Source organism: Streptomyces sp. NPDC102441 (assembly GCF_044765585.1).
In the GTDB taxonomy this organism is placed as follows: Bacteria; Actinomycetota; Actinomycetes; order Streptomycetales; family Streptomycetaceae; genus Streptomyces.
Genome location: NZ_JBIWKH010000012.1, coordinates 142,401 through 167,944, shown reverse-complemented (window position 1 = coordinate 167,944; position 25,544 = coordinate 142,401). Strand labels below are relative to the sequence as shown.

The 25,544-nt window shown below is 70.3% G+C and carries 24 protein-coding genes; 11 read left to right on the top strand and 13 right to left on the bottom strand.

Features of this window, described 5'->3' with window-relative positions; translation table 11 throughout:
* The gene (gene fdhD, locus ACIREO_RS26030; protein WP_404114341.1) at window positions 1–849 is read left to right on the top strand and encodes a formate dehydrogenase accessory sulfurtransferase FdhD; all 849 of its coding nucleotides are present in this window, start codon (window positions 1–3) and stop codon (window positions 847–849) included.
* Between the two features lie 77 nt (window positions 850–926).
* On the opposite strand, the gene ACIREO_RS26025 is transcribed toward fdhD, so the two are convergent.
* The 3 genes from ACIREO_RS26025 to ACIREO_RS26015 are packed head-to-tail and all read right to left on the bottom strand — an operon-like array spanning window position 927 to window position 2,472.
* Window positions 927–1,430, bottom strand: a complete 504-nt coding sequence (locus tag ACIREO_RS26025; protein WP_404114339.1) for an NUDIX hydrolase — start codon at window positions 1,428–1,430, stop codon at window positions 927–929.
* Window positions 1,427–1,648, bottom strand: a complete 222-nt coding sequence (locus ACIREO_RS26020; protein WP_404114337.1) for a DUF397 domain-containing protein — start codon at window positions 1,646–1,648, stop codon at window positions 1,427–1,429. Before ACIREO_RS26020 ends, ACIREO_RS26025 begins: the two co-directional genes overlap by 4 nt.
* On the bottom strand, window positions 1,630–2,472 hold the full coding sequence (locus tag ACIREO_RS26015) for a helix-turn-helix domain-containing protein (protein ID WP_404114335.1): 843 nt from the start codon (window positions 2,470–2,472) through the stop codon (window positions 1,630–1,632). Before ACIREO_RS26015 ends, ACIREO_RS26020 begins: the two co-directional genes overlap by 19 nt.
* A 174-nt stretch (window positions 2,473–2,646) precedes the next feature.
* Between ACIREO_RS26015 and ACIREO_RS26010 the strand changes: the two genes are divergently transcribed.
* The 3 genes from ACIREO_RS26010 (at window position 2,647) to ACIREO_RS26000 (ending at window position 4,589) form a co-directional block, all read left to right on the top strand.
* Complete coding sequence (locus tag ACIREO_RS26010) at window positions 2,647–2,916, top strand: hypothetical protein (RefSeq protein WP_404114333.1); 270 nt, start codon at window positions 2,647–2,649, stop codon at window positions 2,914–2,916.
* A gap of 61 nt (window positions 2,917–2,977) precedes the next feature.
* Window positions 2,978–3,184 carry a hypothetical protein gene (locus tag ACIREO_RS26005; RefSeq protein ID WP_404114567.1) on the top strand — a complete coding sequence of 69 codons (207 nt, stop codon included), beginning with the start codon at window positions 2,978–2,980 and terminating at the stop codon, window positions 3,182–3,184.
* A gap of 97 nt (window positions 3,185–3,281) precedes the next feature.
* Window positions 3,282–4,589 carry an MFS transporter gene (locus ACIREO_RS26000; protein WP_404114331.1) on the top strand — a complete coding sequence of 436 codons (1,308 nt, stop codon included), beginning with the start codon at window positions 3,282–3,284 and terminating at the stop codon, window positions 4,587–4,589.
* Between the two features lie 18 nt (window positions 4,590–4,607).
* On the opposite strand, the gene ACIREO_RS25995 is transcribed toward ACIREO_RS26000, so the two are convergent.
* Entirely contained in the window at window positions 4,608–5,639 is a 1,032-nt protein-coding gene (locus ACIREO_RS25995) for a bile acid:sodium symporter family protein (RefSeq protein WP_404114329.1), read from the bottom strand.
* A gap of 115 nt (window positions 5,640–5,754) precedes the next feature.
* Here ACIREO_RS25995 and ACIREO_RS25990 point away from each other — a divergent pair, with 115 nt between their 5' ends.
* The 4 genes from ACIREO_RS25990 to ACIREO_RS25975 all read left to right on the top strand — a co-directional run bounded on the left by ACIREO_RS25990 (window position 5,755) and on the right by ACIREO_RS25975 (window position 10,182).
* A complete protein-coding gene (locus tag ACIREO_RS25990) occupies window positions 5,755–6,648 on the top strand; it encodes a LysR substrate-binding domain-containing protein (protein WP_404114327.1) in 894 nt (297 codons plus the stop codon).
* A 226-nt stretch (window positions 6,649–6,874) separates the two neighbouring features.
* Complete coding sequence (locus ACIREO_RS25985) at window positions 6,875–8,674, top strand: AMP-dependent synthetase/ligase (protein ID WP_404114325.1); 1,800 nt, start codon at window positions 6,875–6,877, stop codon at window positions 8,672–8,674.
* 135 nt (window positions 8,675–8,809) lie between these two features.
* A complete protein-coding gene (locus tag ACIREO_RS25980) occupies window positions 8,810–9,646 on the top strand; it encodes an aldo/keto reductase (protein ID WP_404114323.1) in 837 nt (278 codons plus the stop codon).
* A gap of 176 nt (window positions 9,647–9,822) precedes the next feature.
* Window positions 9,823–10,182 (top strand): DUF6204 family protein, encoded by a 360-nt coding sequence (locus ACIREO_RS25975; protein ID WP_404114322.1) that lies wholly within the window; start codon window positions 9,823–9,825, stop codon window positions 10,180–10,182.
* Between the two features lie 75 nt (window positions 10,183–10,257).
* Here the strand turns inward: ACIREO_RS25975 and ACIREO_RS25970 are convergent, their stop codons facing one another.
* The 6 genes from ACIREO_RS25970 to ACIREO_RS25945 are packed head-to-tail and all read right to left on the bottom strand — an operon-like array spanning window position 10,258 to window position 18,242.
* Complete coding sequence (locus ACIREO_RS25970) at window positions 10,258–13,287, bottom strand: alpha-mannosidase (RefSeq protein ID WP_404114320.1); 3,030 nt, start codon at window positions 13,285–13,287, stop codon at window positions 10,258–10,260.
* Between the two features lie 41 nt (window positions 13,288–13,328).
* On the bottom strand, window positions 13,329–13,745 hold the full coding sequence (locus tag ACIREO_RS25965) for a hypothetical protein (protein WP_404114318.1): 417 nt from the start codon (window positions 13,743–13,745) through the stop codon (window positions 13,329–13,331).
* A 59-nt stretch (window positions 13,746–13,804) separates the two neighbouring features.
* Window positions 13,805–15,058 carry a glycosyl hydrolase gene (locus tag ACIREO_RS25960; protein ID WP_404114316.1) on the bottom strand — a complete coding sequence of 418 codons (1,254 nt, stop codon included), beginning with the start codon at window positions 15,056–15,058 and terminating at the stop codon, window positions 13,805–13,807.
* Window positions 15,059–15,099: 41 nt separating this feature from the next.
* Entirely contained in the window at window positions 15,100–15,960 is an 861-nt protein-coding gene (locus ACIREO_RS25955) for a carbohydrate ABC transporter permease (RefSeq protein WP_404114314.1), read from the bottom strand.
* A complete protein-coding gene (locus ACIREO_RS25950) occupies window positions 15,957–16,949 on the bottom strand; it encodes a carbohydrate ABC transporter permease (RefSeq protein ID WP_404114312.1) in 993 nt (330 codons plus the stop codon). The genes ACIREO_RS25955 and ACIREO_RS25950 overlap by 4 nt, the downstream gene beginning before the upstream one ends.
* Before the next feature lie 6 nt (window positions 16,950–16,955).
* Window positions 16,956–18,242 (bottom strand): ABC transporter substrate-binding protein, encoded by a 1,287-nt coding sequence (locus ACIREO_RS25945; protein ID WP_404114310.1) that lies wholly within the window; start codon window positions 18,240–18,242, stop codon window positions 16,956–16,958.
* 414 nt (window positions 18,243–18,656) lie between these two features.
* Here ACIREO_RS25945 and ACIREO_RS25940 point away from each other — a divergent pair, with 414 nt between their 5' ends.
* Window positions 18,657–19,703: a LacI family DNA-binding transcriptional regulator gene (locus ACIREO_RS25940; protein WP_404114565.1), complete on the top strand. Its 1,047-nt coding sequence runs from the start codon at window positions 18,657–18,659 to the stop codon at window positions 19,701–19,703.
* Between the two features lie 62 nt (window positions 19,704–19,765).
* Here ACIREO_RS25940 and ACIREO_RS25935 read toward each other — a convergent pair whose 3' ends face one another.
* Window positions 19,766–20,707: an aldo/keto reductase gene (locus ACIREO_RS25935; protein ID WP_404114308.1), complete on the bottom strand. Its 942-nt coding sequence runs from the start codon at window positions 20,705–20,707 to the stop codon at window positions 19,766–19,768.
* An 83-nt stretch (window positions 20,708–20,790) separates the two neighbouring features.
* Between ACIREO_RS25935 and ACIREO_RS25930 the strand changes: the two genes are divergently transcribed.
* Both ACIREO_RS25930 and ACIREO_RS25925 read left to right on the top strand, forming a co-directional pair.
* Complete coding sequence (locus ACIREO_RS25930) at window positions 20,791–21,408, top strand: TetR/AcrR family transcriptional regulator (RefSeq protein ID WP_404114306.1); 618 nt, start codon at window positions 20,791–20,793, stop codon at window positions 21,406–21,408.
* 96 nt (window positions 21,409–21,504) lie between these two features.
* Window positions 21,505–22,467 carry a LysR substrate-binding domain-containing protein gene (locus ACIREO_RS25925; RefSeq protein WP_404114304.1) on the top strand — a complete coding sequence of 321 codons (963 nt, stop codon included), beginning with the start codon at window positions 21,505–21,507 and terminating at the stop codon, window positions 22,465–22,467.
* A 29-nt stretch (window positions 22,468–22,496) separates the two neighbouring features.
* On the opposite strand, the gene ACIREO_RS25920 is transcribed toward ACIREO_RS25925, so the two are convergent.
* Entirely contained in the window at window positions 22,497–22,802 is a 306-nt protein-coding gene (locus ACIREO_RS25920) for a 4a-hydroxytetrahydrobiopterin dehydratase (RefSeq protein ID WP_404114563.1), read from the bottom strand.
* 164 nt (window positions 22,803–22,966) lie between these two features.
* Window positions 22,967–25,270 (bottom strand): protein translocase subunit SecD, encoded by a 2,304-nt coding sequence (gene secD, locus ACIREO_RS25915; protein ID WP_404114302.1) that lies wholly within the window; start codon window positions 25,268–25,270, stop codon window positions 22,967–22,969.
* Window positions 25,271–25,544: the final 274 nt, after the last annotated feature.

Genomic DNA, 25,544 nt, shown 5'->3' with positions numbered 1-25,544 from the left:
ATGGGACGGGTCACCGAGCGTCGCCGCACCATCCGCATCCGGGACGGGGCGGTCACGACCCGCCCCGACACCCTCGTCGCGGAGGAGCCCCTGGAGATCCGGCTGAACGGCAAGCCGCTCGCCATCACCATGCGGACCCCGGGCGACGACTTCGCCCTCGCGGCGGGCTTCCTGGTGAGCGAGGGCGTGATCGGTGAGGGGCCCGAGGTCCAGTCGATCGTGTACTGCGCCGGGGCGACGGCCGACGGTGTGAACACGTACAACGTGGTGGACGTGAAGCTCGCGCCCGGCGTCGTGGTCCCCGACATCACACTGGAACGGAACGTCTACACCACCTCCTCCTGCGGGCTCTGCGGCAAGGCGAGCCTCGACGCGGTCCGCACCACGACCCGCCACCCCGTCGCCGACACTCCCCCGGTCCGGGTGACACCCGCACTGCTCTCCGCCCTCCCCGACCGGCTGCGCGAGGCCCAGCGGGTGTTCGACCGGACCGGGGGCCTGCACGCGGCGGCGCTGTTCTCCCCGGAGGGCGAGCTGCTGGACATCAGGGAGGACGTCGGCCGCCACAACGCGGTCGACAAGCTCGTGGGGCGCGCCCTCACCGACGACCGGCTGCCGCTCTCGCAGGCGATTCTGCTGGTGTCGGGGCGGGCATCGTTCGAACTGGCGCAGAAGGCGGTGATGGCGGGCATCCCGATGCTCGCGGCCGTCTCGGCGCCGTCGTCGCTGGCCGTGGATCTGGCGGCCGAGAGCGGACTGACCCTCGTCGGCTTCCTGCGGGGCCAGTCCATGAACGTGTACGCGGGTGACCACCGCATCGCCCTCGGGGCGACGGTGGGCCAGGGCTGAGCCGGCCCGCCCGCTGCACGGGGCAGGGGTCCGGCCGGCGGGGAGCGCCCCCTGCGCCGGCCGGGCCCTCCCGTGGGTCACCAGCGGGCGACTAACGTCTCTTCTCCGCCTCGGTTGCGGTACAGCCAGGTGGCCCCGGGAGCGACGTCCCCGCTCAGGTAGCCGACGATGGGGTCCCGCTGCGTCGCGCTGTCCAGCTCGCCCAGCAGCTTCAGGGCGTCGGGCAGGGGGAAGAAGGCGGCCTGTTCGATGTCGTCGTCCTGTGGCGCGATCTCTCCCGACCACTCGTCGATCTCGAAGGCGACGGCCACGGCCGAAGGGTGACGCTCCGAGTCGATGTGCATGAGGAACGCGGTCCGCACCGGATCGCCCACGAGCAGCCCGGTCTCCTCCCGCAGCTCACGCCGGAGGGCTTCATGCATGAGCTCGCCGTCCTCGACCCCGCCACCGGGCAGCGACCAGAGGATCTCACCGGCGGCGCCGAGGCTCTCTCGCACGAGCAGCACCTCGTTGCCTCGGCGGATGATGCCGATGACCAGCTGCACCCGGGGTTTCGGGGCCTTCGATTCCTCTGCGGTCATGCTGTGGCGCGGGCGTCCACCGCTCCGTCCTTCACTGCGGACACGAACGACGACCAGCCGTCCGCCGCGAATGTGAGCGCGGGGCCGTGCGGGTTCTTGCTGTCGCGAACCGGGACGACATCAGTGAAGGCGTCGGAGACCTCTAGGCATTGACCGCCATCCGAGTTGCTGTAACTGCTCTTACGCCAAGCAGTAGCACTCAGGTCGATGGATCGCACGGAACTTCCTCCAACAAGCGCGAGATGTGCTTACGCGACTCACCCGGGGACAGCGCCAAGTCGCGTACGGAATCGTACATTTGCTGAAGCTCCTCAACTTGCCGAGATGCCTCAAGCAGGTTGCCGTGGCTGGCGCTCTCCACGTACGCCACCGTACGCCCCTCGGCCACACGCAGGAACATCACATCGGTACTCGACAAGCTGTGCGCACCGGCACTGTGTGGCAGGACTTGCACAACCGTCTGCGCCCTGTCGGCCATCTCCAGAAGATGTTTCAGCTGCTCCCGCCAAGCGCTCGCCTCCCGGAGCGGCGTGCAGAGCACCGTCTCGGAGAGGATCGAGCGGAAGTGCGGTGCTCCCTCGCCCTCCAGTAGATCGCGCCGCGTCAGTCGAGCCTTCACCTGCTCATCAAGTTCTTGGCCGTTGAGCCGTCCAGCCGCGAGCACTTCCCGTGCGTACCCCTCCGTCTGCAACACTCCCGGCAGCACCCCCACCGCGAAGTGCCACAAGCTCGTCGCCTCCGCCTCCAACGCCATGTACCGCTGGTACCGCTCCTTGAACTGCGACTGGTCGCTGATCGCCAGCTCCCACATGGCCAGCAGCAGCCCCGGTGTCCCGTAGTACTGGTCCAGCGCCTGCACGACCTCGGGCCCGCCGACCGTCTCGCCCTTCTCCATCTTTCCGAACAACGACCAGTCCCAGCCCATCCGTTCGCCGAGCTGTCGCAGACTCTCGTGACGCTCGGTGCGTAGGCGCCGTAGCTCCTCCGCGAACCGTGCGCGTGGTTCCCTGCTGCGGCCCGTGACCGCCCGCCTCGTCGGCATCGCATCCTCCGTGGAACGTGTGGAACGTGACTCACCGCCGGGGAAGCACGCGCCGCCCACCGTGTGTCACACCCCCGACCAGGCCATTCTCGTAATGAGCCCCTCACGCACCGTAGTCCGGCGTGTGAGGCCAGACAGAGGATTCCGCGCAAGAACAACCGAAGGAAGACACCCATGACTCCGCCGTCGCAGAAGCCGCCCCTCCCCCGCAGGACGGCCAAGATCCAGGAGGCCGTCGGTGCACGGGACGCCCTCGCCACCGCGCTGAGCAGCGCCGGCATCCAACTGCCCGCGATGGACGTGCGTACCCCGTGGCCGGAGACCGAGGACGGCGACACCGCACGGCCGGCCCATTACGCCCTCGTCCACCTCGGCGTCTGTTCCGCCCCCGTGGCGCACGCCCTCGCCGTGGTGATCAGGAACGGAGCGGCGGGTGGCCGATGACGGCACTCTCCGCGTCGGGGCGGCCGTGCACGACTGCGACAGCGGCCGGGTGGGACTGGTGATGGGCCACGAGGGCCCCTACCTCCAGCTCCGCCCGCTCGGCGGTGGCCGCGAGTGGGACGCGGACCCGGCCCGCCTACGACCGCTCGGCCCCACCGAGTTGCTGAGCGCCCGCGTCGCCGAGGCCAACGCCCGCAGCCGCACCGGCCTCGTTCTCGGCGACATACGGGGCTCCCCGCACACCGACCGGGCCGAGTACGACACCTGATGACGGCACAGCGAAGCCCATGGCAAGAATGCTTCGGCTTCGTGTCGTCCGCGACGTATCGGGTTAGTGGACCGCTGCGTCGGGGGAGTAGCGGATCATGACGAGTACCGATCATGTCGCGAACGATCACAACAAGCCCCCAGGGACGGCACCAGGCTCGTCGGCCCGTCAGCTGGCCGCTGCCTCCATCGGCAACGCGGTCGAATGGTACGACTGGTACGCGTACTCGTTCCTCGCCGTCTACATCGCTGACCAGGTCTTTCCCAAAAGCGCGAGCAACTCCCTGGTCCCTCTGCTTTCCACCTTCGCCGTCTTCGCCGTCGGCTTCTTCATGCGGCCCATCGGCGGCCTGCTCATGGGAGCCGTCGCCGACCGCCACGGCCGGCGCGCTGCCCTCACCGTGACTATTCTGCTGATGGGCGCCGGCAGCCTTCTCGTCGCCCTGACCCCCACGTACCACGCCGTCGGCGTCCTCGCTCCCGTCGTTCTCGTCATCGCGCGGTTGGTCCAAGGGCTGTCGGTGGGCGGCGAGTTCGCCGCCTCGACGACCTTTCTCGTCGAATCGGCCGGTCCTGGCAGGCGCGGACTCTTCTCCAGCTTCCAGTACATTTCCACCACCATCGGCCAGCTCATCGCCTCCGGCGTCGCCGCTCTTCTCGTGCTTCTCCTCACCAATGACCGGATGAACGACTGGGGCTGGCGCATTCCCTTCCTGATCGGCGCACTCTTCAGCCTCGTCGGCCTCTGGATCCGCCGGGGAGCCCACGAGACCCGCCCCGCGGAACAGCGGGCCGGCGCCAGGCCCGGTCTCTTCGAGGCCCTGCGACGCCACCCCCGCGAATCTCTTCTGATCTGCGGCATCACTGCGGGCGGCACCATCGCCTACTACACGTGGACGACCTACCTGCCCACCTTCGCCCAGGTGAACGCGGGCTTCGACAAGGGGGACGCGCTTGTCGTCAGCACCATCTCCCTCGCCTTCTTCGCGCTGCTCCAGCCCCTGGGCGGCATGCTGTCCGACCGGATCGGCCGTAAGCCGCTCCTGCTCTTCTTCGCGATCGGCTTCGCGGCGCTCGTCGTTCCCCTGCTCGACTCGGTCACCGACACCTTCGTCTCCCTGCTTCTGGTGCAGTGCGCGGGCATGGTCCTGCTCACCGGCTACACCTCCGTGGCAGCGGCCGTGAACGCCGAGATCTTTCCCGCACGCGTACGGGCCGCGGGGATCGGCTTTCCCTACTCGCTGACTGTGGCGCTGTTCGGCGGCACCGCTCCCTATGTCGGCACCTGGTTCAAGGAAGCCGGTCACGCCGGAGGGTTTGCCTGGTACGTGGCGGGCCTGTGCCTCGTCTCCGCCTGCTTCTACCTGGTCCTGCCCGAGACCGCGAAGAAACCGCTGAAGGGCTGACGCGGCCCTGGCGGCGGTTCAGGCGGTCGAAGTGACCGCTCGGGTGGCGGGATCGCGGCCCGGCAGCGGGTCGCGGGAGCGGCGCTTGGCGATCACCGCGCAGACCATCAGCTGCATCTGGTGGAAGAGCATCAGCGGCAGCACCGCGAGACTCGCGTGCGCGCCGAACAGGACGCTGGCCATCGGCAGCCCGGCCGCCAGGCTCTTCTTCGAACCGGCGAACTGGATGGCGATCCGGTCCTCCCGTCCGAAGCCCAGCCGCTTGGCGCCGTACCAGCTCACCGCGAGCATGAGGGCCAGCAGCACGGCCTCGGCGCCGAGGAGCGCGCCCAGCCGGAGCGGGGTGACCTGGTGCCAGATTCCGGCCACCATGCCCTCGCTGAAGGCCGTGTAGACGACGAGCAGGATCGAGCCGCGGTCGACGTAGCTCAGCGCCTTGCGGTGGCGGCCGATGAATCCTCCGACCAAGCGGCGCAGCAGCTGACCGGCAAGAAAGGGCACCAGCAGCTGAAGCACGATCTTCACCAGGGAGCCCGCGGAGAACCCTCCCCCGCTGCTGCCGAGCAGCACGGCTGCCAGCAGCGGTGTCAGCAGGATCCCGGCGATGCTGGAGAAGGAGCCGGCGCAGATGGCGGCGGGCACGTTGCCGCGCGCGATCGAGGTGAAGGCGATCGACGACTGGATGGTGGAGGGGACCAGGCACAGGAAGAGGAAGCCGTCCTGGAGCTGTGGGGTCAGCACGTACGGAACCAGGCCGCCGCTGGCGAGCCCGAACAGCGGGAACACCAGGAAGGTGCAGGCCAGGACGGTGAGGTGGAGCCGCCAGTGCTTCAGGCCGTCGAGTGCCTCGGCGGTCGAGAGACGCGCCCCGTAGAGGAAGAAGAGCAGGGCCACCGCTCCGGTCGACGCGCCGCCCGCCACCTCGGCGCCCGTCCCGGACGCGGGGAGCAGCGCCGCGAATACCACCGTGCCGATCAGCGCCAGGATGTAGGGGTCGACCGGCAGCCATGACGGCAGTGCGGGGATACGGCGGCTGGTGCGGCGGCTCATGTGCTCCGTGCTCTCTCGGTGGGGTCGTGCCCTCCCTATCGTGCTCCTGATCACTGCGATCGGGAATCCCGTACACCGAACTGACTGTCATCACGAATCGCGATAGCCTCGTCCCATGTACGACCCCGTCCAGCTCCGCACCTTCCTGGCAGTCGCCCAGACCCTGAGCTTCACCCAGGCGGCACGCCGGCTCGGCGTCCGGCAGTCCACGGTCAGCCAGCACGTCCGCCGGCTGGAGTCCGAGGCCGGCCGGCAGCTGTTCAGCCGGGACACGCACCGGGTCGACCTCACCGAGGACGGTGAGGCCATGCTGGGCTTCGCCCGGACGATCCTTCAGGCCAACGAGCGCGCGGCGGCGTTCTTCACGGGCACCCGGCTGCGCGGGCGGCTGCGCTTCGGCGCGTCCGAGGACTTCGTCCTCACCCGTCTCCCGGAGATCCTCGAGTCCTTCCGCCGGGAGCATCCGGAGGTCGAGCTGGAGCTCACGGTGGAGCTGTCCGGTGCGCTGCACCGGCAGCTCGCGGCGGGCCGGCTCGACCTGGTGCTGGCAAAGCGCCGCGCCGGGGACACCCACGGGGAGCTGGTCTGGCACGACACCCTTACCTGGATCGGCGCCCCGCAGCTGCGGATCGATCCCGAGCGCCCCCTCCCGCTGATCGCCTTCCCGCCTCCCGGCATCACCAGGGCGCGCGCCCTGGAGGTGCTGGAGGAGCACGGCAGGTCCTGGCGCTTCGCGTGTACGAGTGCGAGCCTGAGCGCACTCGTGGCGGCGGCCCGCGCCGGTCTGGGGGTGATGGCGCACACCCGTGGGCTCATCCCGCCCGGGCTCGTGCCGGTGCCGTCCCGGGCAGGCCTGCCGGAGCTCGGAGATGTGGACTTCGTGTTGCTGCACGGGCGTCGCAGGGACACCGCCCAGGAGGCGGCGGACGCCCTCGCGGCGGCGATCCTGGCGGGCGGCGACCGTCTCCACCGCGGCCCGGTCGTGCCTTCGCACCCGGAATCGACGTAAGTGCTGCGTACAGATTCGGTGGAGATTCCCGCCCGAGCCACTTACTCCGTGGTCAGAAGTCCGCCCGAGCCTTGCCCATCTGGCCCGATTTCTACGGTCGGACTGGCCAGATGCCACGTTTTCAGGAGACTTCGGACCCTCCCGCAGCCTCGCACGGTGAGGTAGCGTCGCGGCGCCGTGCGGAGCCACAAGGAGCAGGTCATTGCGTGAGTTCACTGTCCCACCCATGGCCGCTGCCCCTCAAGTCGGCGGCCTTGCCGATACCGTCTTCGACTTTGCCGAGGAGGACCCCCACCGGATCGCCCTCGGACGCAAGGACGAGGAGGGGCAGTGGCACGACGTGTCGGCGGCCACCTTCCGCGACGAGGTGCTCGCTCTCGCCAAGGGGCTGATCGCACACGGCGTCCGGTTCGGCGACCGGGTCGCCCTGATGTCGCGTACGCGCTACGAGTGGACACTCTTCGACTACGCCCTCTGGACGGTGGGCGCCCAGTCCGTGCCGATCTATCCGACGTCGTCGGCCGAGCAGGTCCTGTGGATGCTGCACGACGCCGAGGTCGCGGCCGTCATGGTCGAGCACGAGGACCACGCGATGACGATCGGTTCGGTGATCGACCGGCTGCCGAATCTGCACCGGCTCTGGCAGCTGGACGCCGACGTGGTGACCGAGCTCATGGACGCCGGGGCGCTGATCGACGACGAGGTCGTGCACCGGCACCGCCGTGCGCTGACTCCCGAGTCGGTGGCGACGGTCATCTACACCTCCGGCACGACGGGGCGCCCCAAGGGCTGTGTGATCACGCACGCCCAGTTCATGTTCGAGGCCGACACCATGGTCAGCCGCTGGCATCCGGTGTTCCTCTCCAAGCCCGGTGAGGAGGCGGCGACGCTGCTCTTCCTGCCGCTCGCCCATGTCTTCGGGCGCATGGTGGAGATAGCCGCGCTGCGTGGCCGGGTGAAGCTGGCGCACCAGCCGGAGCTGTCCGCGAAGGCTCTGATGCCGGACCTCGTGGCCTTCCGGCCCAGCTTCATCCTGGCGGTGCCGTACATCTTCGAGAAGGTCTACAACGGCGCACGGCGCAAGGCCGAGTCGGAGGGCCGCGCCGGGGCGTTCGACAAGGCCGTCGACGTCGCGGTGAAGTACGCCGAGGCCATGGAGGAGCGGGCCTTCGGCACGGGCCCGGGGCCGTCCGCCGGTCTTCGGATGCAGCACCAGTTCTTCGACAAGGTCGTCTACCGCAAGGTCCGCGACGCGATGGGCGGCCGGGTACGGCACGCCATGTCCGGCGGGTCCGGCATGGACCGGCAGCTCGGGCTGTTCTTCGCGGGAGCGGGCGTCATGGTGTACGAGGGCTACGGACTCACCGAGACGACCGCCGCGGCCACTGCCAATCCGCCCGAGCGCACCCGCTACGGCACCGTCGGCCAGCCCATCCCCGGGTCCACGGTGCGCATCGCCCGGGACGGCGAGATCTGGGTGTACGGCGCCAACGTGTTCTCCGGCTATCTGGGCGACCCCAAGGCCACGGACTCCGTGCTGCACGACGGGTGGCTGGCCACCGGCGACCTCGGCGCGCTCGACGAGGACGGCTATCTGACCATCACCGGACGCAAGAAGGAGATCCTGGTGACCTCCGGGGGCAAGAGCGTCGCCCCGTCCGGCCTGGAGGAGCGGGTGCGCGCCCATCCGCTGGTCGCGCAGTGCATCGTCGTCGGGAACGACCGGCCCTACATCGCGGCGCTGGTCACGGTGGACCACGAGTCGGTCGAACACTGGCTCGCCATGCAGGGGCGTACGCCGATGCGCCCGGCGGACCTGGTGCGCGACCCCGACCTGGAGATGGAGGTGCGCCGGGCGGTGGTGGCCGCGAACACGGCGGTGTCCCAGGCCGAGTCCATCCGCACCTTCCGTATCCTGGCGCACCAGTTCACCGAGGAGCACGGGCTGCTGACCCCGTCGCTGAAGCTGAAGCGCAATGCGATCGAGACGGCGTACTCGGCCGAGGTCGACGCCCTCTACCGCTGATCCCGGGCAGCACCTGGCACCTCGTCAGCGTGTACCTTTTCTCCGGTTCGCCGGATCAGGGCGACGGGGAATGCTCAGGCTTTTCCGATCGTTCCCTCTGGGAGTACCCACCCACAACGTAAGGATCGACTGCTCGTGAGCCAGGTCCCCACCATCACCCTCAACAACGGCCTCGAGATGCCGCAGCTCGGCTTCGGTGTCTGGCAGGTGCCTGACGACGAGGCCACGACGGCCGTGACCACGGCACTGGAGGCCGGGTACCGGAGCATCGACACCGCCGCGGTCTACGGGAACGAGGCGGGCACCGGGAAGGCCCTCGCCGGCGCGGGTGTGCCCCGTGAGGAGCTGTTCGTCACCACCAAGCTGTGGAACGCCGAGCAGGGCTTCGACTCGACGCTGCGTGCGTTCGACGTGTCGCTGGACAAGCTGGGCCTGGATTACGTCGACCTCTATCTCATCCACTGGCCGGTGCCGGCCAAGGACGCCTACGTCGACACGTACAAGGCCTTCGAGCGGATCCTCGCCGACGGCCGCGCGAAGGCGATCGGCGTCTCCAACTTCCTCCCGGAGCATCTGGAGCGCCTGCTGGGCGAGACGTCCGTCGTCCCCGCGGTCAACCAGATCGAGCTGCACCCGCAGCTCCAGCAGGCCGAGTCCCGTGCCGCCCACGCCGCGCACGGCATCGTCACCGAGGCCTGGTCGCCGCTGGGCTCGGGCAAGGGGCTCCTGGAGGTCCCGACGGTGGTCGCCGTCGCGCACAAGCACGGCCGGAGCCCCGCACAGGCGGTGCTCCGCTGGCACCTGCAGACCGGCCATGTGGTGATCCCCAAGTCCGTGACGCCGTCGCGGATCGCGGAGAACATCGACGTGTTCGACTTCGAGCTGGACGCCGACGACCTGGCCGCGTTCACCGCGCTCGACGAGGGCAAGCGCACCGGGTCCCACCCCGCCGAGATGAACGCCGGCGCCTGACGCCCGCATGTCCCCCGGCGGCCCCCACCGCTGTACGCGCGGTGGGGGCGCCGGTGTGTGTCCGCGCGGCGGGCGAGCGGTAGGGCCGCCGGTGCGTGCGTGCGGCCGGCCGGCCGGGCAAGGGTGCGCGGGAAACACGGTGGAAGTGCGCCGACCGTGCTGGTTAAGGTCACCGGATGAGCACTCGAACCTTCCGTATCACGGTCCGCGGCGTCTTCGACGGGCTCAGCACCGCTCAGCGGGCCGAGCTGCTGGCCCGTGCTGCGGAGCATGACGTCCTGCGTGCGGCCTTCACCCCCGAGGGGCACCTCAGCTACGACCTGGCCGCACGCTCGGCCTTCACCTTCCGCTTCCAGGACGCGGGTGACGAGGAAGAGCACATCCTGGAGGCGACCGAACGCGCTGAGAACGGGGCGAGGACGTGGCTGGACGAACGCGGCTACGGCTACAAGAACCTCAGGAGCAGCGCCGAGGACCTCTCCCAGGCGCCCCTCGGCAAGAGGCAGCGCCGTGCCGCGGCCGGGAAGGACGCCTGATCCTGCCCCGGTGCTCCCACGTCGGGCTCGGACGGCGTGGGGGGCCCGACACCGCCCGGCCCCCCACGCGCCGCGTCAGCGGCGGACCAGCCGCAGTGTGACCAGCTCGAAGGGGCGCAGTGACAGGCTCAGCCCCTCCTCGGTGAGTTCCGGGGCCGTCACGTCGTCCAGCGGCCGCTCCAGCAGGTCGGTCACCGCGACGCCGGCGGCCTCGAAGCCGGTGCCCACTCGGACCCTGGCCCGGCCGCCGGTGGACTCGTAGAGCCGGACGACGAGGTCACCGCTCGCGTCGTCGGCCAGCTTGACCGCGCTGACGACGACAGCGTCGTCGTCGACGGTCACCAGCGGTGCGACCTCCCGCTCACCGGTGACACGGCGCTCGGGCAGGTTGATGCGGAAGCCCTCACGGACCGCGTCGCCGATCGCCGCGCCCGGCGCGAGGGCGTGCCGGAAGCGGTGCACGCCCTGGTCGGTCTCCGGGTCGGGGAACCGGGGGGCGCGCAGGAGCGACAGGCGCACGGTGGTGGTCGTACCGGAGTCGGACTCGCGGACCGTGCGGGTCACATCGTGCCCGTACGTGGAGTCGTTGACGAGCGCCACACCCCAGCCCGGCTCCTCAAGATGGACGAACCGGTGGTTGCACGCCTCGAACTTGGCGGCCTCCCAGCTGGTGTTGGTGTGCGTGGCCCGGTAGAAGTGCCCGAACTGGGTCTCCGAGGCGTAGCGCTCGGCGTGCACGTCCAGCGGGAACGAGGCCTTGAGGAACTTCTCCGTCTCGTGCCAGTCGACCTCGGTGTCGATGTCGAGGCGCTTGGCGCCGGAGGTGAGGGTCAGCAGCTGGGTGACCTTCGAATCACCGAAGCTCCGTACGATCCGGACGCCGACCGCGCCTTCGTCCTCGACGGGGGTGAGCTCGTCGACGCCGGTCAGGTCGGTGACGGTGTTCCGGTAGAACGCGTCGACGTCCCAGGCGTCCCACATGTTCGGGAAGTCGGGGTGGATCTGGAGGAGGTTGGCCGCCTGGCCCGGTGCGACGGTCTCGCGCTCGGCGCCGATGTCGTACGCCGAGACGACCAGGCCCCTCGCGTCGATCTCCACCTGGAGGAGCCCGTTGTCGAGCACGAAGCCGCCGCCCTCGCGTGCGACCAGCTGCCCCTCGCTGCCGGCGTGTGCGGTACCGGCCGCCCCCGCCGGGACCCCGGCACGGGCATGCGGGGCGGAGTTGAAGACGAGCTCATGCCCTCCGGAGGGGGCGCCGGCCAGGGCGCGCTGTGCGGCGCCCACGATGCCGTTCAGTTCCTCGGCCACCGCCGCATAGGTCCTCTCGGCCTCACGGTGCACCCAGGCGATCGACGACCCCGGCAGGATGTCGTGGAACTGGTGGAGCAGAACCGTCTTCCAGATCCGGTCCAACTGCTCGTACGGGTAGGCGAACTCGACGCGCACGGCGGCGGTCGCGGCCCACAGCTCGGCTTCCCGCAGCAGGTGCTCGCTCCGGCGGTTGCCCTGCTTGGTCTTCGCCTGGCTGGTGAGAGTGGCGCGGTGGAGCTCCAGGTACAGCTCGCCGACCCACACCGGCGCGTCCGGGTATTCGGCCTCGGCCTTGGTGAAGAAGTCGGCGGGCTTCTCCCACTCGACGGTGGCCGAGCCCTCCAGGCTGCGCATCCGGCCGGCCTTCGCGATCATCTCGCGGGTCGTACCGCCGCCGCCGTCGCCCCAGCCGGTCGGCGCGAGCGAGTGGCGGGCGACCCCCTTGTCCTTGAAGTTGTCCGCCGCGTGGGCGATCTCGCTGCCCTTCATGGAGCAGTTGTACGTGTCGACGGGCGGGAAGTGGGTGAAGATCCGCGTGCCGTCGATGCCCTCCCAGCGGAAGGTGTGGTGCGGGAACTTGTTGGTCTGGCTCCACGAGATCTTCTGGGTGAGCAGCCACTTGGAACCGGCGGCCTTGATGATCTGCGGCAGTCCGGCGGCGAAGCCGAACGTGTCCGGCAGCCAGGCCTCGTCGTTCTCGATGCCGAACTCGTCGAGGAAGAAGCGCTTGCCGTGCACGAACTGACGGGCCATCGCCTCGGAGCCGGGCATGTTGGTGTCGGACTCGACCCACATGCCGCCGGACGGCACGAACCTGCCTTCCGCCACGGCCTTCTTGACCTTGGCGTACACCTCGGGACGGTGTTCCTTGATCCAGGCGAACTGCTGTGCCTGGGACATCGCGAAGACGAAGTCCGGCTCGTCCTCCAGCAGGGCCGTCATGTTGGACGTGGTCCGCGCGACCTTGCGGACCGTCTCGCGCAGCGGCCACAGCCAGGCGGAGTCGATGTGGGCGTGCCCGACCGCGCTGATGCGGTGGGCGGACGGCTGTGCGGGCGCGGCGAGCACCCCGGCCAGCTCCGCGCGGGCGGCTTCCGCCGTGCCGTTGACGTCCTGGAGATCGACCGCGTCGAGCGCCCGGCCGATCGCACGCAGGATGTCCCAGCGGCGCGCTCCCTCGACGGGCAGCTCCGCCATCAGCTCCCCCAGCACCTCCAGGTCCTGGACGAGGTTCCACACATGCTCGTCGAAGACGGCGAGGTCCATCCGGGCGAGGGTGTACTGGAGTTCGCTTCCGGCGGTCTCCTTGTCACCGAGCCGGGTCGGCAGGAAGGGGTGGTAGTCGAGGATGACGGGGTTGGACGCGGCCTCGATGTGCAGCATGACCTCTTCGCCGCCTTCGGCGGGAGCCCCTACGCGCACCCACTGGTTACGCGGATTGAGGCCCTTCACCGGGGTGCCGTCGGGCCGGTAGACCAGACCCTCGCACTGGAAGCCCGGCATGTTCTCGTCGAAGCCCAGGTCGAGGAGTGCCTCGACGGTCCGGCCCGCCCAGTGCTCGGGGACGGTCCCTGAGACGCGGAACCAGCAGGTGCTCCACGGGGCTCCCCACCGGTCGCCGACCGCGATGGGCCCGACGGGGCCGGCCAGGCCCTCGTCGACCGGGACGGGCTCGCCGGGGGCGTTCCAGACGGCGACGTCCAGCGGTACGGACTCCGGATATACGGCGGGTCGGATGCGCTCGTCCAGGACACGCTTCAGACGGGCTTCCACCAGGCTGCGGTCGTCGTGCATGAGGGTGACTCCGTTGTGATGTGGGTGCGGGTGGGGGCGGATTACCAGCGGTGTGCGGTGACGGCGGCGTCGGACACGCCGTAGAGCTCGTCCACGGCCCTGACCTGGAAGCGCGCGGACCTCTCGTCGGCCTCCCTGCGGACACCGGACAGGAAGAAGGCGGTGCCACAGGTGCCTCCGAGGAAGCGCCTGGTGCCGTCGGGGAGGATTTGGTGTACCTCGTAGTGGCGTACCGGGCCGGGTGCCCGGTTCCAGCGCAGGCGCAGCTCCGAGCCGTCGGCGGCTGCGTCGGTGATGCGCGGTGCGGTCGGCGCGTGCGGCTTTCCGACGGTATCGCGTACGGCCAGCGCACCGAGCCTCCACCGCACCGCGCCCGCACCGGTGAGCCGTATTCCCAGGGCGTGGACGGTGCCGCTCAGCCGGGTGGGGGCGGCGGGGTGCGGCTGAGGCTGGGTCATGGTCTGCTCCGTATCGGGCGAGGTGCGATTCCGGTGCTGTGGGGGGGCAGGTCAGCGGGTCACAGGACCTGGCCGGGCGTGACGACCTCGGTGATACCGCGGCCGGCGAGATGCTTCCCGTCCTCTGCGTGGCTCGCGAGGACCGTGGTGGGGCGGGCGCCGTCCGCGGTGAGCCGGGCGAACGCCTCGAAGACCGCACCGCCGGGCGCGCACACCGAGCGGCGGGGCGCCGTGTCGTCGTCCCCGGTGTCGACGACGAGCGCGGTGGTCCGGGGCGCCGGGCGGTGGGCGGCGGCGCGCTGTTCCCCGACGATCCGGGCCATGGACTGGCCGGCGGGCTTGACCTTCCCGTCGTTGGTCAGCAGCCCAAGACCGTATTCCAGTTCGGGGAAGTCGGCCAGTGAGCGTGAGACGTCGTGGGAGCACCACCAGGTCACGCCCCACACGTCCTCGCAGTCCAGGGCGTTGGCGACCGTCGCCTCCGTGAACGACGCGGCGTGGCCGGCGGGGATCAGGGGCGCGGGGGCGCCCACCTCCTGGAGCCACACCGGGCGGCGCGGGTCCTGTGCCCACGCCTTGGAGAGTTCGATCAGGTACGCCGCGTGGTGCTCGGTGGCCGTGCCGTCACGTCCGTGACGCTGGGCGGTTCCGTTGAAGACCCAGGAGTGGACGGCGGTGACCGCGCCGATCCGGGCCGCGTGCGCCGGGGTGAAGGCGTGGTCGTCCTGGTACCAGGACGCGTCGTACTCCGCGTGCAGATGGAGCTTCCCGGGGGCTCCCTCCTCGCACGCGTCGATCAGGGTCCGCAACCAGTCGCCGGCCTGTTCGGGGGTGATGCGGTCGGGGTCGGGGTGCGGGCTTCCGGAGAACTGGTTGATCTCGTTGCCCAGGGTCATGCCGATGAAGTTGGGCCGGTCGGCGAGGGCGGCGGCGAGGGTACGCAGGTAGGCGGCCTGGCCGGCCACGACGTCCGGATCGGTGAACAGGTTGCGGCGGTGCCAGGTCCGCGTCCAGGCGGGCAGGAAGTCGAAGCTCGACAGGTGTCCCTGAAGCCCGTCCACGTTGACGTCGAGGCCGCGTTCGGCCGCCGCGTCGGCCAGCTCGACGAGCTGCTCGACGGCGCGCGGACGGATCAGCGTGCGGTTGGGCTGGAAGAGCGGCCAGAGCGGGAAGACGCGGATGTGGTCGAGGCCGAGACCGGCTATCGAGTCCAGGTCGGCGCGCACGGCGTCGAGGTCGAAGTCCAGCCAGTGGTGGAACCAGCCCTGGCTGGGCGTGTAGTTGGCGCCGAAGCGCGGCGCGGCGGAGCTCATGAAGGGGGTGATCCTGGTTCTGTGGTGGGGGTGGCGGACGGTCAGCCCTTGACGGCGCCTTCGCCGACTCCACGGAAGAAGAAGCGCTGCAGACAGGCGAAGAGCGCGATGAGCGGGGCCACGGCGATGATCGTGCCGGCCGCGACGAGCCGTTCGTCGTTGGCGAAGGTGCCGTGCAGGTAGTTCAGCCCGATGGTCAGGGTGAAGTTCTCCGGATCGCTGAGCACGATCAGCGGCCACAGGAAGTCGTCCCAGGCGCCCATGAAGGCGAAGATCGCGACGACGGCGAGGGTGCCCTTGACCGAGGGCAGCGCGATCCGCAGGAAGCGCTGCCAGACGTTGGCGCCGTCGACGAACGCGGCTTCCTCCACCTCCTGCGGGAGGTTCAGGAAGGCGTTGCGCATGAGCAGGACGTTCATCGCTCCGATGGATCCCGGCAGGAGCACTCCGAGCAGGGTGTTGTTGAGGCCGAGATCACGCATCGTGGTGAACTGGGCGATGATGATGCCCTCCACCGGGACCAGCATGGCGAGGATGAAGGCCAGGGTCGCGGCCCTGCGTCCCCGGTAGCGCAGCCTGGCCAGCGCGTAGCCGGCCAGCGCGGCACCCACACAGTTGGTGACCACGTTGGCGGAGGCGACCTTGAGGGAGTTGAACGCGTACTCCCAGACCGGGATGGTGTCGGCGACCCGGGTGTAGTTGTCCAGGGTCGGGTCGCTGGGGAAGAACTTCGGCGGGGAGCTGAAGATGTCCTCTCCGGGGCCCTTGAGCGACGTCGAGAGCTGCCAGAGGAACGGCCCGACGGTCAGGGCCAGCACGAGGAGCAGCAGCAGGTACCGCAGGACGAGTTGCCAGGCCGGAATGCGGCGGCCCTCGGCATCGGTGGTCTTCAGGATGCTCACACGTCCTCCTTGCGGTCGGCGCGGAGCACCAGAAGCATCAGTCCGACGGTGACGACGAAGATGACGACCGAGATGGCGGAGGCGTACCCGACGCGTCCGGTCAGTCCGGTGCCGACCCGCTGGACCAGCATCACCAGGGTGGTGTCCTCACCGGCCGGGCCGCCGGAGGGACCGGCCATCAGATAGACCTCGGAGAAGACCTTGAAGGCGGAGACCGAGGCCAGGGCCGCGACCAGCACCATGGTCGAGCGGACGGCGGGAACGGTGACGGTGAAGAAGCGGCGTACCGCTCCGGCGCCGTCCACGGAAGCGGCCTCGTGCAGTTCCCGTGGCACGTTGGCCAGGGCGGCCAGATAAATGATCATGTAGTAGCCGAGGCCCTTCCAGACCGTGACCGTCATCGCGCTCAGCAACAGCAGCCACTGGTCGCTGAGGAAGCCGACCTTCCCGATGCCGACCGCCTCCAGCAGCGAGTTGATCAGCCCTCTGTCGTCGAGCATCCACACCCAGATGAGACCGACGACCACGATGGAAGCCACGACAGGGGTGTAGAAGGCGGAGCGGAAGAAGGTGATGCCGGGGATGTGCCGTTGGACGAGCATCGCGAGCAGCAAGGGGAGGATCACGAGCGCGGGGACGACGACGAGGACATAGAGCGCGCTGTTGCGGAGTCCGATCCAGAACATCTCGTCGTGCAGCAGCTCCCGGAAGTTGTCCAGGCCGACGAACGTGCCGGGGATCAGCGTCCGGCGGTCGGTGAAGGCGTTGACCAGGGTGCTGAAGAACGGGTACAGGCTGAAGGCGCCGACGACCAGCAGCCCGGGGGCCGCGAACAGCCAGGGGCTGAGCGGGAGATGGCGGCTGATCCGTCGGGCCGGCCGACCGCCGCCCGGGACGGCGGTCTCGCTCGCCGCCGTGCCGGTACGGGGCCCGGGGAGGCCGTCGGCCTTGGCCGGCGCGGCGGTTGAGGGGGTGACAGGGGTCTTCATCGGGTCTCAGCTCTGCTGCAGGAGCCGGTCACAGGCTTTGACAGCGTTGTCAAGAGCTTCCTTGGGGCTCTGCTTCCCCTGGAGCGCCCTGGCGATCTGGTTGCGGAGTTCGGTCTTCATCTGTTCGCTGAACAGAACCGGCGTGTAGTTGACCGCCGTCTTCAGGGACTTGGCGGCGGCGACCCGGACGCGGGTCTCGTCCGTGCCGTCCTCCTCGGTGAAGTAGGGGTCGTCGAGGGACCCGGCGGTGCTCGGGAAGATGGCGACCTTCTTCGCGAACTGCATCTGCCGGGTGGCGTCGGTGACGTAGTGGGCGAAGGCCACGGAGGCGGGCTTCTGCTGCGTCTGCGAGTTCACCATGAGGCCCATGACGTACATGTTGGCCTTGCCGGTGTTGCTGACCTGGTCGGTGATGCCGATGTTCTTGTAGAGCCCCGGGGCCTGCTTCTTGAAGTTGGCCAGGTCGAGCGCGCTGCCCGGGTTCATGGCCACGGACTCGGTGAGGAACTTGTGCCCCGAGGACTCGGGCGTCGCGGTCAGCGCCTGCGGGTCGAGCGCCTTGGCGTCGTACAACTTCTTGTATTTCGTGAGGAGTTCGATCCCCTTGGCGTCGTTGAAGGCGAAGCCGGTGCCGTCGTCGTTCATCAGTCCGCCGCCGTAACGGCCGAAGTCCTCGATGGTGGGCACGTTCGCGAGGGCCGCGACCTTCCCGTCGCTCGCCCCGGCGAGCTTCAGCCCGGCGTCGAAGACCTCGTCGTAGGTGGCCGGGGGCTTGGCCGGGTCGAGTCCGGCCTTCTCCAGCAGCCTCTTGTTGTAGAACATCGGGCCGGTGTTGAGGTACCAGGGGAAGGCGAACGTGCCCTCGGCTCCCGGGACCTGATGGCTCGCCCAGGCCTCCGGCAGGTACTCCTCGCGGTACTTCGGCGCCGCCTTGTCGAGGTCGAGAGCGATTCCCGCCTCGGCCAACGGCGCCACCAGGTCGGGCGAGACGTTCACGACGTCCGGAAGGGTGCCGCCGGCCGCGTCGGCGCTGATCTTGTCCGCGTATCCCTCACCGGGACGGTCGACCCACTTCACCTCGGTGCCGGGGTACTTCTTCTCGAAGTCGGCGATCACACCGTTGAAGTAGTCCTTGAAGTTCGCCTGCAGGTTCCAGGTCTGGAAGGTGATCTTCCCTTCGACCTTGCCCGACGCGTCGGTGGAGCCCTCTCCGGAGCCGCCCCCGCAGGCGCTCAACGGCAGGACGGTGGCGAGCACGACGGCAGCGGCGACTGCTCTGCGGGAGATGCGCACGGTGAACGGCTCCTTTGCTCGGACCAGGCATGCGAAGGGAAGCGAGTGGTGAACTCGTCGGCCGCCTTCGCTCGGCTGAGACTGCAAGGCACCCGGAGGAAAGTCAATACATTCATCGAGATCTGCATCAACATTTCGGCATATACCCAGGTCAGAGGCGTCTGGCGACCACGGTCGCCGTCCTGACTAAAGCGCATTAGACCCTGTAAACTCAAGCGCATTAGTCGTGCAATGACTTCTCTCGACCCGGCGGCGCGGAAGGCTTACACTGCCCCGGGGCCGGACGAGCGCGTCGGCCTCACTTGGGGACCACGGGGAACGCGGGAAACGGGAAAGAGGCACCGGGTGACACCGAAGGGGCCGTCGGCCGAGGACATCTCACCGGCCAGACGCACACCGGCACGCCGGCCGACCATGAAGGACATCGCGCAGCGCGCGGGGGTCTCGGAGAGCGCCGTCTCGTTCGCGCTCAACGACCGCCCGGGCGTCTCGGACATCACCCGCGACCGGATCCGGCGCGTCGCCGAACAGCTGGGCTGGCGGCCCAGCACCGCCGCGCGGGCACTGTCCGGCGAGGGGTCCGCGACCGTCGGGCTGGTCGTGGCGCGCCCGGCGGCCAACCTGGGCGTGGACTCGTTCTTCCTGCAGCTGATCTCCGGCATCCAGGAGGTGCTCGCCGAGCGCCAACTCGGCCTGCTCTTCCAGGTGGTGGAGGACGTGGCGGCCGAGTGCGCCACCTACAGGCGCTGGTGGGCCGAGCACCGGGTCGACGGCGTGCTGATGGTCGACCCGCGTACGGACGATCCGCGTGCGGACCTGCTGGACGAACTGGGCCTGCACGCCGTCGTGATCGGCACACTGCCCGACGGCGACACGGGCCCGCACCCGGGGCTCTCGCAGATCCGCGCGGACGACGCGGGCGCCATGGCGGCGGTCGTCGGACGGCTGCACGAGCTGGGGCACCGGCGCATCGTGCACATCGCCGGTCTTCCCACTCTCGCCCACACCGACCGCCGAATCGAGTCCCTGCGGATCGAGGCCGACCGGCGCGGCCTGGCCGAGGCGCACTCGGTGACCACGGACTACTCCGACATCGAGGGGGCGGCCGTCACCAGGAAGGTGCTGGAGCAGCCGGTCCCGCCGACGGCCCTGATCTACGACAACGACGTGATGGCCGCCGCCGGTTCAGCGGTCACCACGAGTCTCGGTCTCGTGGTCCCGGACGACGTATCGGTCGTTTCGTGGGAGGACTCCGCGCTCTGCCGGCTGACCGCGCCGTGGCTCACGGCGCTGTCCCGGGACCCGGTCGCGTTCGGCCGCCTCGCCGCACGGGAGCTGACCGTACTGCTCGACGGCGGCACGGCCCGCACCGTGCGGGTTCCCCTCCCCAGGCTGATCGAGCGGGGCAGCACAGCGGTGGCACGTGACGGCGGCGAATCGGGCAGGGGGCCGGCGGTGTGAACGCCGGCCCCGTACGGGAGGTGCCCTCCGGGCCCCACCCAGGGGGACCGCGGGCTCTTCTCTCAGTCGAACGTGAGGTCGCCCGAGCGGGGCGGGACGGCGTCGAGCGCCGCGACCGTCGCCTCATCGAGCGTGACCGCCCCCGCGTCGACGTTCGCCTTCAGGTGACCGGGGTCGGCCGTGCCGGGGATCAGCAGCAGGTTCGGGGCGTGGTGGAGCAGCCAGGCGAGGCCGACCTGTGCGGGGGTGACCGCCAGTTCACGGGCGGCAGTGGCCACGGCGGGCTCCTCGGACACCTTCGGCATGCCGGCGAAGGCGCTGCCGAGCGGGAAGTACGGCACCCAGGCGATGTTCTCTGCGAGGCAGAGCCGGAGCATGTCCTCGTCGCCGCGCGTGAGAAGGCTGTACGCGTTCTGCACACAAACGATCCCGGCGGGAAGGGCCCTGCGCAGTCCGTCGAGCGTCACGCTGCTGAGGCCGATCGCACCGATCTTGCCTTCGTCACGCAGTGCGGTCATCACGGCGAGCTGGTCGTCGAGGTCGACGGACTGGTCGGCATCGGCCCGCAGTCCGGGGCCGGAGTCCGCGCGGCGCAGATTGACGAGAGGGATCCTTTCGAGGCCGAGGCCGGCCAGATTGTCCTCCACACTGGCGCGCAGCTGTTCGGGACGCTGCGCGAGGCGCATGGGGAAGGGGCCGTCGGGGTCGGGATCGGCCCCGACCTTGCTGACCACCATGACGTCGTCCTCGGGGCGGACGGCTTCGCGGATGACGTCGTTGACGAATCCGTGGCCGTAGAACTGGGCGGTGTCGATGTGGTCGATTCCCAGCTCGACGCCGCGGCGCAGGAGCGCCACGGCGGCCTTGCGGTCACCCGCCAGGCGTTCGAGCTGCATCGCGCCGAAGCCGACGCGGGAGACGGTGCGGCCCGCGAGCTGCCCGGGCCCTCCGGCGCGCTGCGCGCCGGAGGCCGTGTGCTGGAGAGATCGGGTGGGAGAGGCCATGACGGTCCCGTTCTCGTGAGACGATGGGTTAAGCGGAGTAACTCCGCTTAACCCAAGCTAGCACTAAACGGAGGTCCTCCGCTTTGTCAGAGCCCGATTCCCCTGCCACGGGCCCCAGCGCCGCGGCGCCCGGCCGGCCGGTGCGCGCCGACGCGCGGCGGAACCGCGACAGGATCCTCTCCGTCGCCCGTGCCGCGTTCAGCTCGACGACCGAAACGGTTCCCCTCGACGCGATCGCCCGCGAGGCCGGGGTCGGCATCGGCACCCTCTACCGCCACTTCCCGACCCGGGAAGCGCTCGTGGAGGCCCTCTACTCCGCGGAGCTGGACGAGGTCGTCTCCAGCGCGCCCGCACTGCTCGCCGAGCTCCCGCCCGAAGCTGCACTCCGCGCCTGGATGGACAGGTACGCGGCGTTCTTCGAGGTCAAGCGCGGCATGTCCGCCACGCTGCGCGCGGGCTGGGCGTCGGGCAGCATCGCCACGCCCACGACGCGGGAGAGGATCACGGCGGCCATCGGGATCATCCTGGCCGGCGGGTCGCGGGACGGTTCGCTGCGCGCGGACGTCACACCGGACGACGTCACGATGATGCTTCTCGGGGTTTTCCTCTCCACGGCGGCCACCGACTCACCGGAGAAGACCGCTCCCCTCCTCGACCTGGTCGTGGACGCGCTCCGGCCCTCCGCGAGCCGGAACGGGTAGCGGACCGGCGCGTCGTCAGGCCGATCGCTCATGAATACGGCCCTGGAGCACGCTCCATGTATTGCCGGTGGGTGCCGGCGGCCATAACGTGCGCGCATGGAGCTGGAGTTACGTCATCTGCGCACCGTACGGGCCATAGCCGACACCGGCAGCCTCACCAAGGCCGCGGCAGCTCTCGGGCTCGCGCAGCCCGCGCTCAGCGCCCAGTTGCGGCGGATCGAGAAGGCGCTCGGCGGATCGCTCTTCGAACGGGACCACACGGGTGCGCGGCCCACCCTGCTCGGCGAGCTGGTGCTGGAGCGGGCCCGGGTGGTGCTTCCCGCGGTCAGCGGGCTCCAGGAGGAGGCGGTGCGCTTCGCCAACGCCTGGGCCACCGTGGAGCGTTTTCGGCTCGGCGGCACGCACGGACCGCTGCTCGGCGGTCTGGTCGACCGGCTGGCCGCCGCGCATCCGGCGGCGCCGGTGTCCACGTACACCTCGTGGTCGGTGGCGGAGATCGCCTCGCTGCTGATCGACGGCAGGCTGGACTTCGCCCTGATCGGCGCCTGCGGGGAGAGCCCGCCGCCGATGGCGGACCGGCTGGTCTGGCAGGTGATCGGGGTCGACCCCGTGTTCGTGATGCTGCCCGAGAGCCACCCGCTGGCGGACCGGCAGGAGCTCGAGCTCTCGGCGCTGGCGGACGAGTGCTGGGCCGATGTGCCCGGCGACGGGTGCTTCGCCGACTGCTTCACCGCCGCGTGCGCGCGGGCCGGCTTCACCCCCGCGTCGGTGTACGAGACGGACACGGCCTCCGTCGTCCATCTGGTCCAGGTGGGCCGGGCGATCGGCCTGTGCCGGGCCACGTTCCCACCGGCCCCTGGCCTGGTGACCCGGCCCCTCGCGGGTTCGCCGCTGAGCTGGCGTCATCTGCTGGGCCGGCATCCGCGGTCCCCCGCGGCGAACGCGGCGGCCGCCGCGGTGAGCGGGCACACCCGCGCGGCGTACGCGGAGGCGGTGCGGCGCAGCGACAGTTACGCGCGCTGGCTCGCCGCACATCCCCGCTTCGGCCCTGCCCCGTGAGGCACGGCCCGATCCGGGCGGGCCGGCCCCTACGTCGCGCCGTGTCCGGCGGCGACCGCCGCCACCCGGGCGGCCAGCGCGAGGTCCTTGCGCGTGACGGCGCCACCGGCGTCATGGGTGTGCACGGCGAGCGCCACCGTGTTGTAACCCAGCGTCAGGTCCGAGTGGTGGTTGAGCTCCTCCTGGATCTGGGCGACGTGGACGGTCAGCCCGGCGGCGGCGAAGTGGGAGGGCAACCGGTAGCTACGGGTGATCCGGTCCCCTTCCAGCTGCCAGCCGGGCAACTCGCGCAGGCCGGCCTCGATGTCGTCTGCGGAGAGCGGTTCGGTGGGCATACGGGGCTCCTTCGCGGAGTCGGTACGGATCATCGGATCCAGGGTGCCCGTGACGTTACGGTCTCCGTGCGACGACCGCCGCACATGACACGGCGGACCTGGCCCCGCCCCGCCCTCTCAGGAGGTGGTGAGCGGGCGGGGCCAGGAGGTGTTGCTGCGGGCCCCTACACGCGTGCACCGTTGTCGGCCGGATCGCGATGCGCCTTCTTCGCCCTCGGCCCGCTTTGGGCAGGCGGCGGGGCCTTGCTGCTCCTCTCCAGGAGGAGCGCTCCTGGTACGGCGGTCATCACCGAGGAGTACGTCCCCACACAGATGCCGATGAGAAGGGCGAGCGCGAAGTCCGCCAGCGAGTCGCCGCCCAGCACCGCGAGCGCGACCAGGATGAACAGGGCGCCCATCCCCGTGTTGACGGTGCGCGGGACGGTCTGCAGGACGGCGCGGTTGGCGACATCGGCGACCGGCGCGCGCCGGTTCTTGGCCCACAGCTCTCGTACCCGGTCGAACACCACCACGGAGTCGTTGACGGAGTAGCCGATGACCGTGAGCAGGGCGGCGAGGAAGATCCCGTCGACGGGGCGTCCGAGCCAGGCGAAGGCGCCGACCAGGACGATGACGTCGTGGACCAGCGCCCCGACCGAGGCCACGGCGAACGTCCAGCGGAACCTGGCCGCGAGGTAGGCGAGTTGCACCAGCACGGCCACGCCCAGGGCGATCAGGGCGTTGCGCCGCAGTTCGTCCCCGAGGCTGGGGCCGATCAGCTCGTCGCGCACCTTGGTGGTCTCCCCGCCCTCCTCGGCCAGTGCGGCCCGCAGGGTGTGTTCCCCGTCGTTGTCCAGCTTCCCGGTGCGTACGGAGAGGTCGTGCTCGCCCGCGGTGGTGACCTCTGCGTCGGTGAAGCCCGCGGCGGCGATCGTGTCGCGGGCGGTCTCGACGTCCACGGGCCGGCTGGTGGAGTACTCCACGAGCCGCCCGCCGGTGAACTCGACCCCCAGGTCGACGCCGCGCACGAGGATGCCGCTCACCGCGACGAGGACGAGCGCCGTCGACGTCATCAGCCAGCGGCGCGGCGACCGGAACAGCTGGGGGTCGCGTTCGTTCAGCCAGGTACGGACGCGGCCGGGCCGCGCGATCCCGTTGAGGCCCCGGTAGTCGGCGACGAACCGGGACCCAGACGCGATCTCGGTCAGCGCGCGGGCGATGACGAGCGCGGAGAACATCGAGACCAGGACACCGATGGCGAGCGTGACCCCGAAACCCTTCACCGGCCCCGAGCCGAGGAAGAAGAGGAGGCCGGCGGCGATCAGTGTGGTGACGTTGGAGTCGGCGACGGCGCTCCAGGCGTTACGGAATCCGGCGCTCAGCGCGGAGCGCAGCGAACCGCTCCGCCGGTCCGCGTACTCCTCGCGGGCCCGTTCGAAGACAAGGACGTTGGCATCGACCGCCATGCCGACGGCGAGGACGAAACCGGCGAGCCCCGGCAGGGTCAGAGTGACACCGAGGACGACGAGGGCCGCGTACGAGATCACTCCGTAGGCGGCGAGGGCGAGCGCGGCGAGCGCGCCGAACAGCCGGTACACGAAGGTGATGAAGAGTGCCGTGGCCGCGGCGCCGATGAGGGCCGCCCGGGCACTGGCGTCGATGGCGGCCGCCCCGAGTGTGGGGCCGACGGTCCGCTGCTCGACGATCTCCACGGGGACGGGGAGCGCGCCGCCCTTGATGAGCAGGGCGAGGTCGCGCGCCTCGTCGGCGCTGAACGAGCCGGTGATCTGAGTGGACCCGGAGGGCAGTCCGACCTTGCAGCCGACCGAGGGGTCGACCTGCGGCGAGGAGATGACCTTCTCGTCGAGGACGATCGCGACGCGGCGCCGTTCGTCCTGGGCCGGGCTGCACGCGACATCCCCCGTCAGATCGGTCCACTGCCTGCCCGCGTCCTTGTGGAAGTCGAGCGAGACGCTCCAGCCCGTGCCCTGCTGGGCGTCGAAGCTCGCGGTGGCGTCCTTGACGCCGGCGCCCGAGAGCTGCGCCGGACCGAGGTCCAGGAGTCCGCCCTGTTCGTCGGGGAGTGTCGGTCCGTCCCCGGCCGGCCCGGTCGGCCCGTCCTTCTCCGCCTCGGTCCCGGGCCCCTGGACGGCGTGGAAGCTCAACTGGGCGGTCCTGCCGATGACCTCGGCGGCCTGGCGCGGGTCCTGGACGTCGGGCAGTTCGACGATGATGCGGTCCTCGCCGGAGCGGGTCAGGACCGGTTCGGCGACGCCGAGGGAGTCGATGCGCTGCCGCAGTACCTCCAGGGTGCGGTCGGTGCTCTCCCGGTCCGCCTTCGCGGTGCCGGAGTCCTTGGCCTGCAGCACCATCCGGGTCCCGCCCTGGAGGTCGAGGCCGAGTCTGGGTGACATGGTCAGCGTGATGAACACGGAGACGAGCAGAACGGCGGCAGCCAGAACCGCTCGCACCGTGGTGGCGCGAGTCATGGGAATCCCCTTGAGTGGGCGTCGTCCGCCCTGGCCTCAGAGGGGTGGGCGGGGCGACGGGTCTGTGGAACGGGACCGGCGAAGGGCCGGCTGACCGGCCGCCGCCCCTGGAGGACCCCGCACACCGGGAAGCTCCGTCCGGTCCCGTACGACGACGGAGGGGCAGGCGCCCACCGCCCCCGACGCGGCACGCCTGGGCAGCGGAAGGCCCTGGGGGCGCGGTGCGAGGGCGCCATGGCCTGGCGGCGGAACGTGGTGCGGGGCGTGTGGGCGG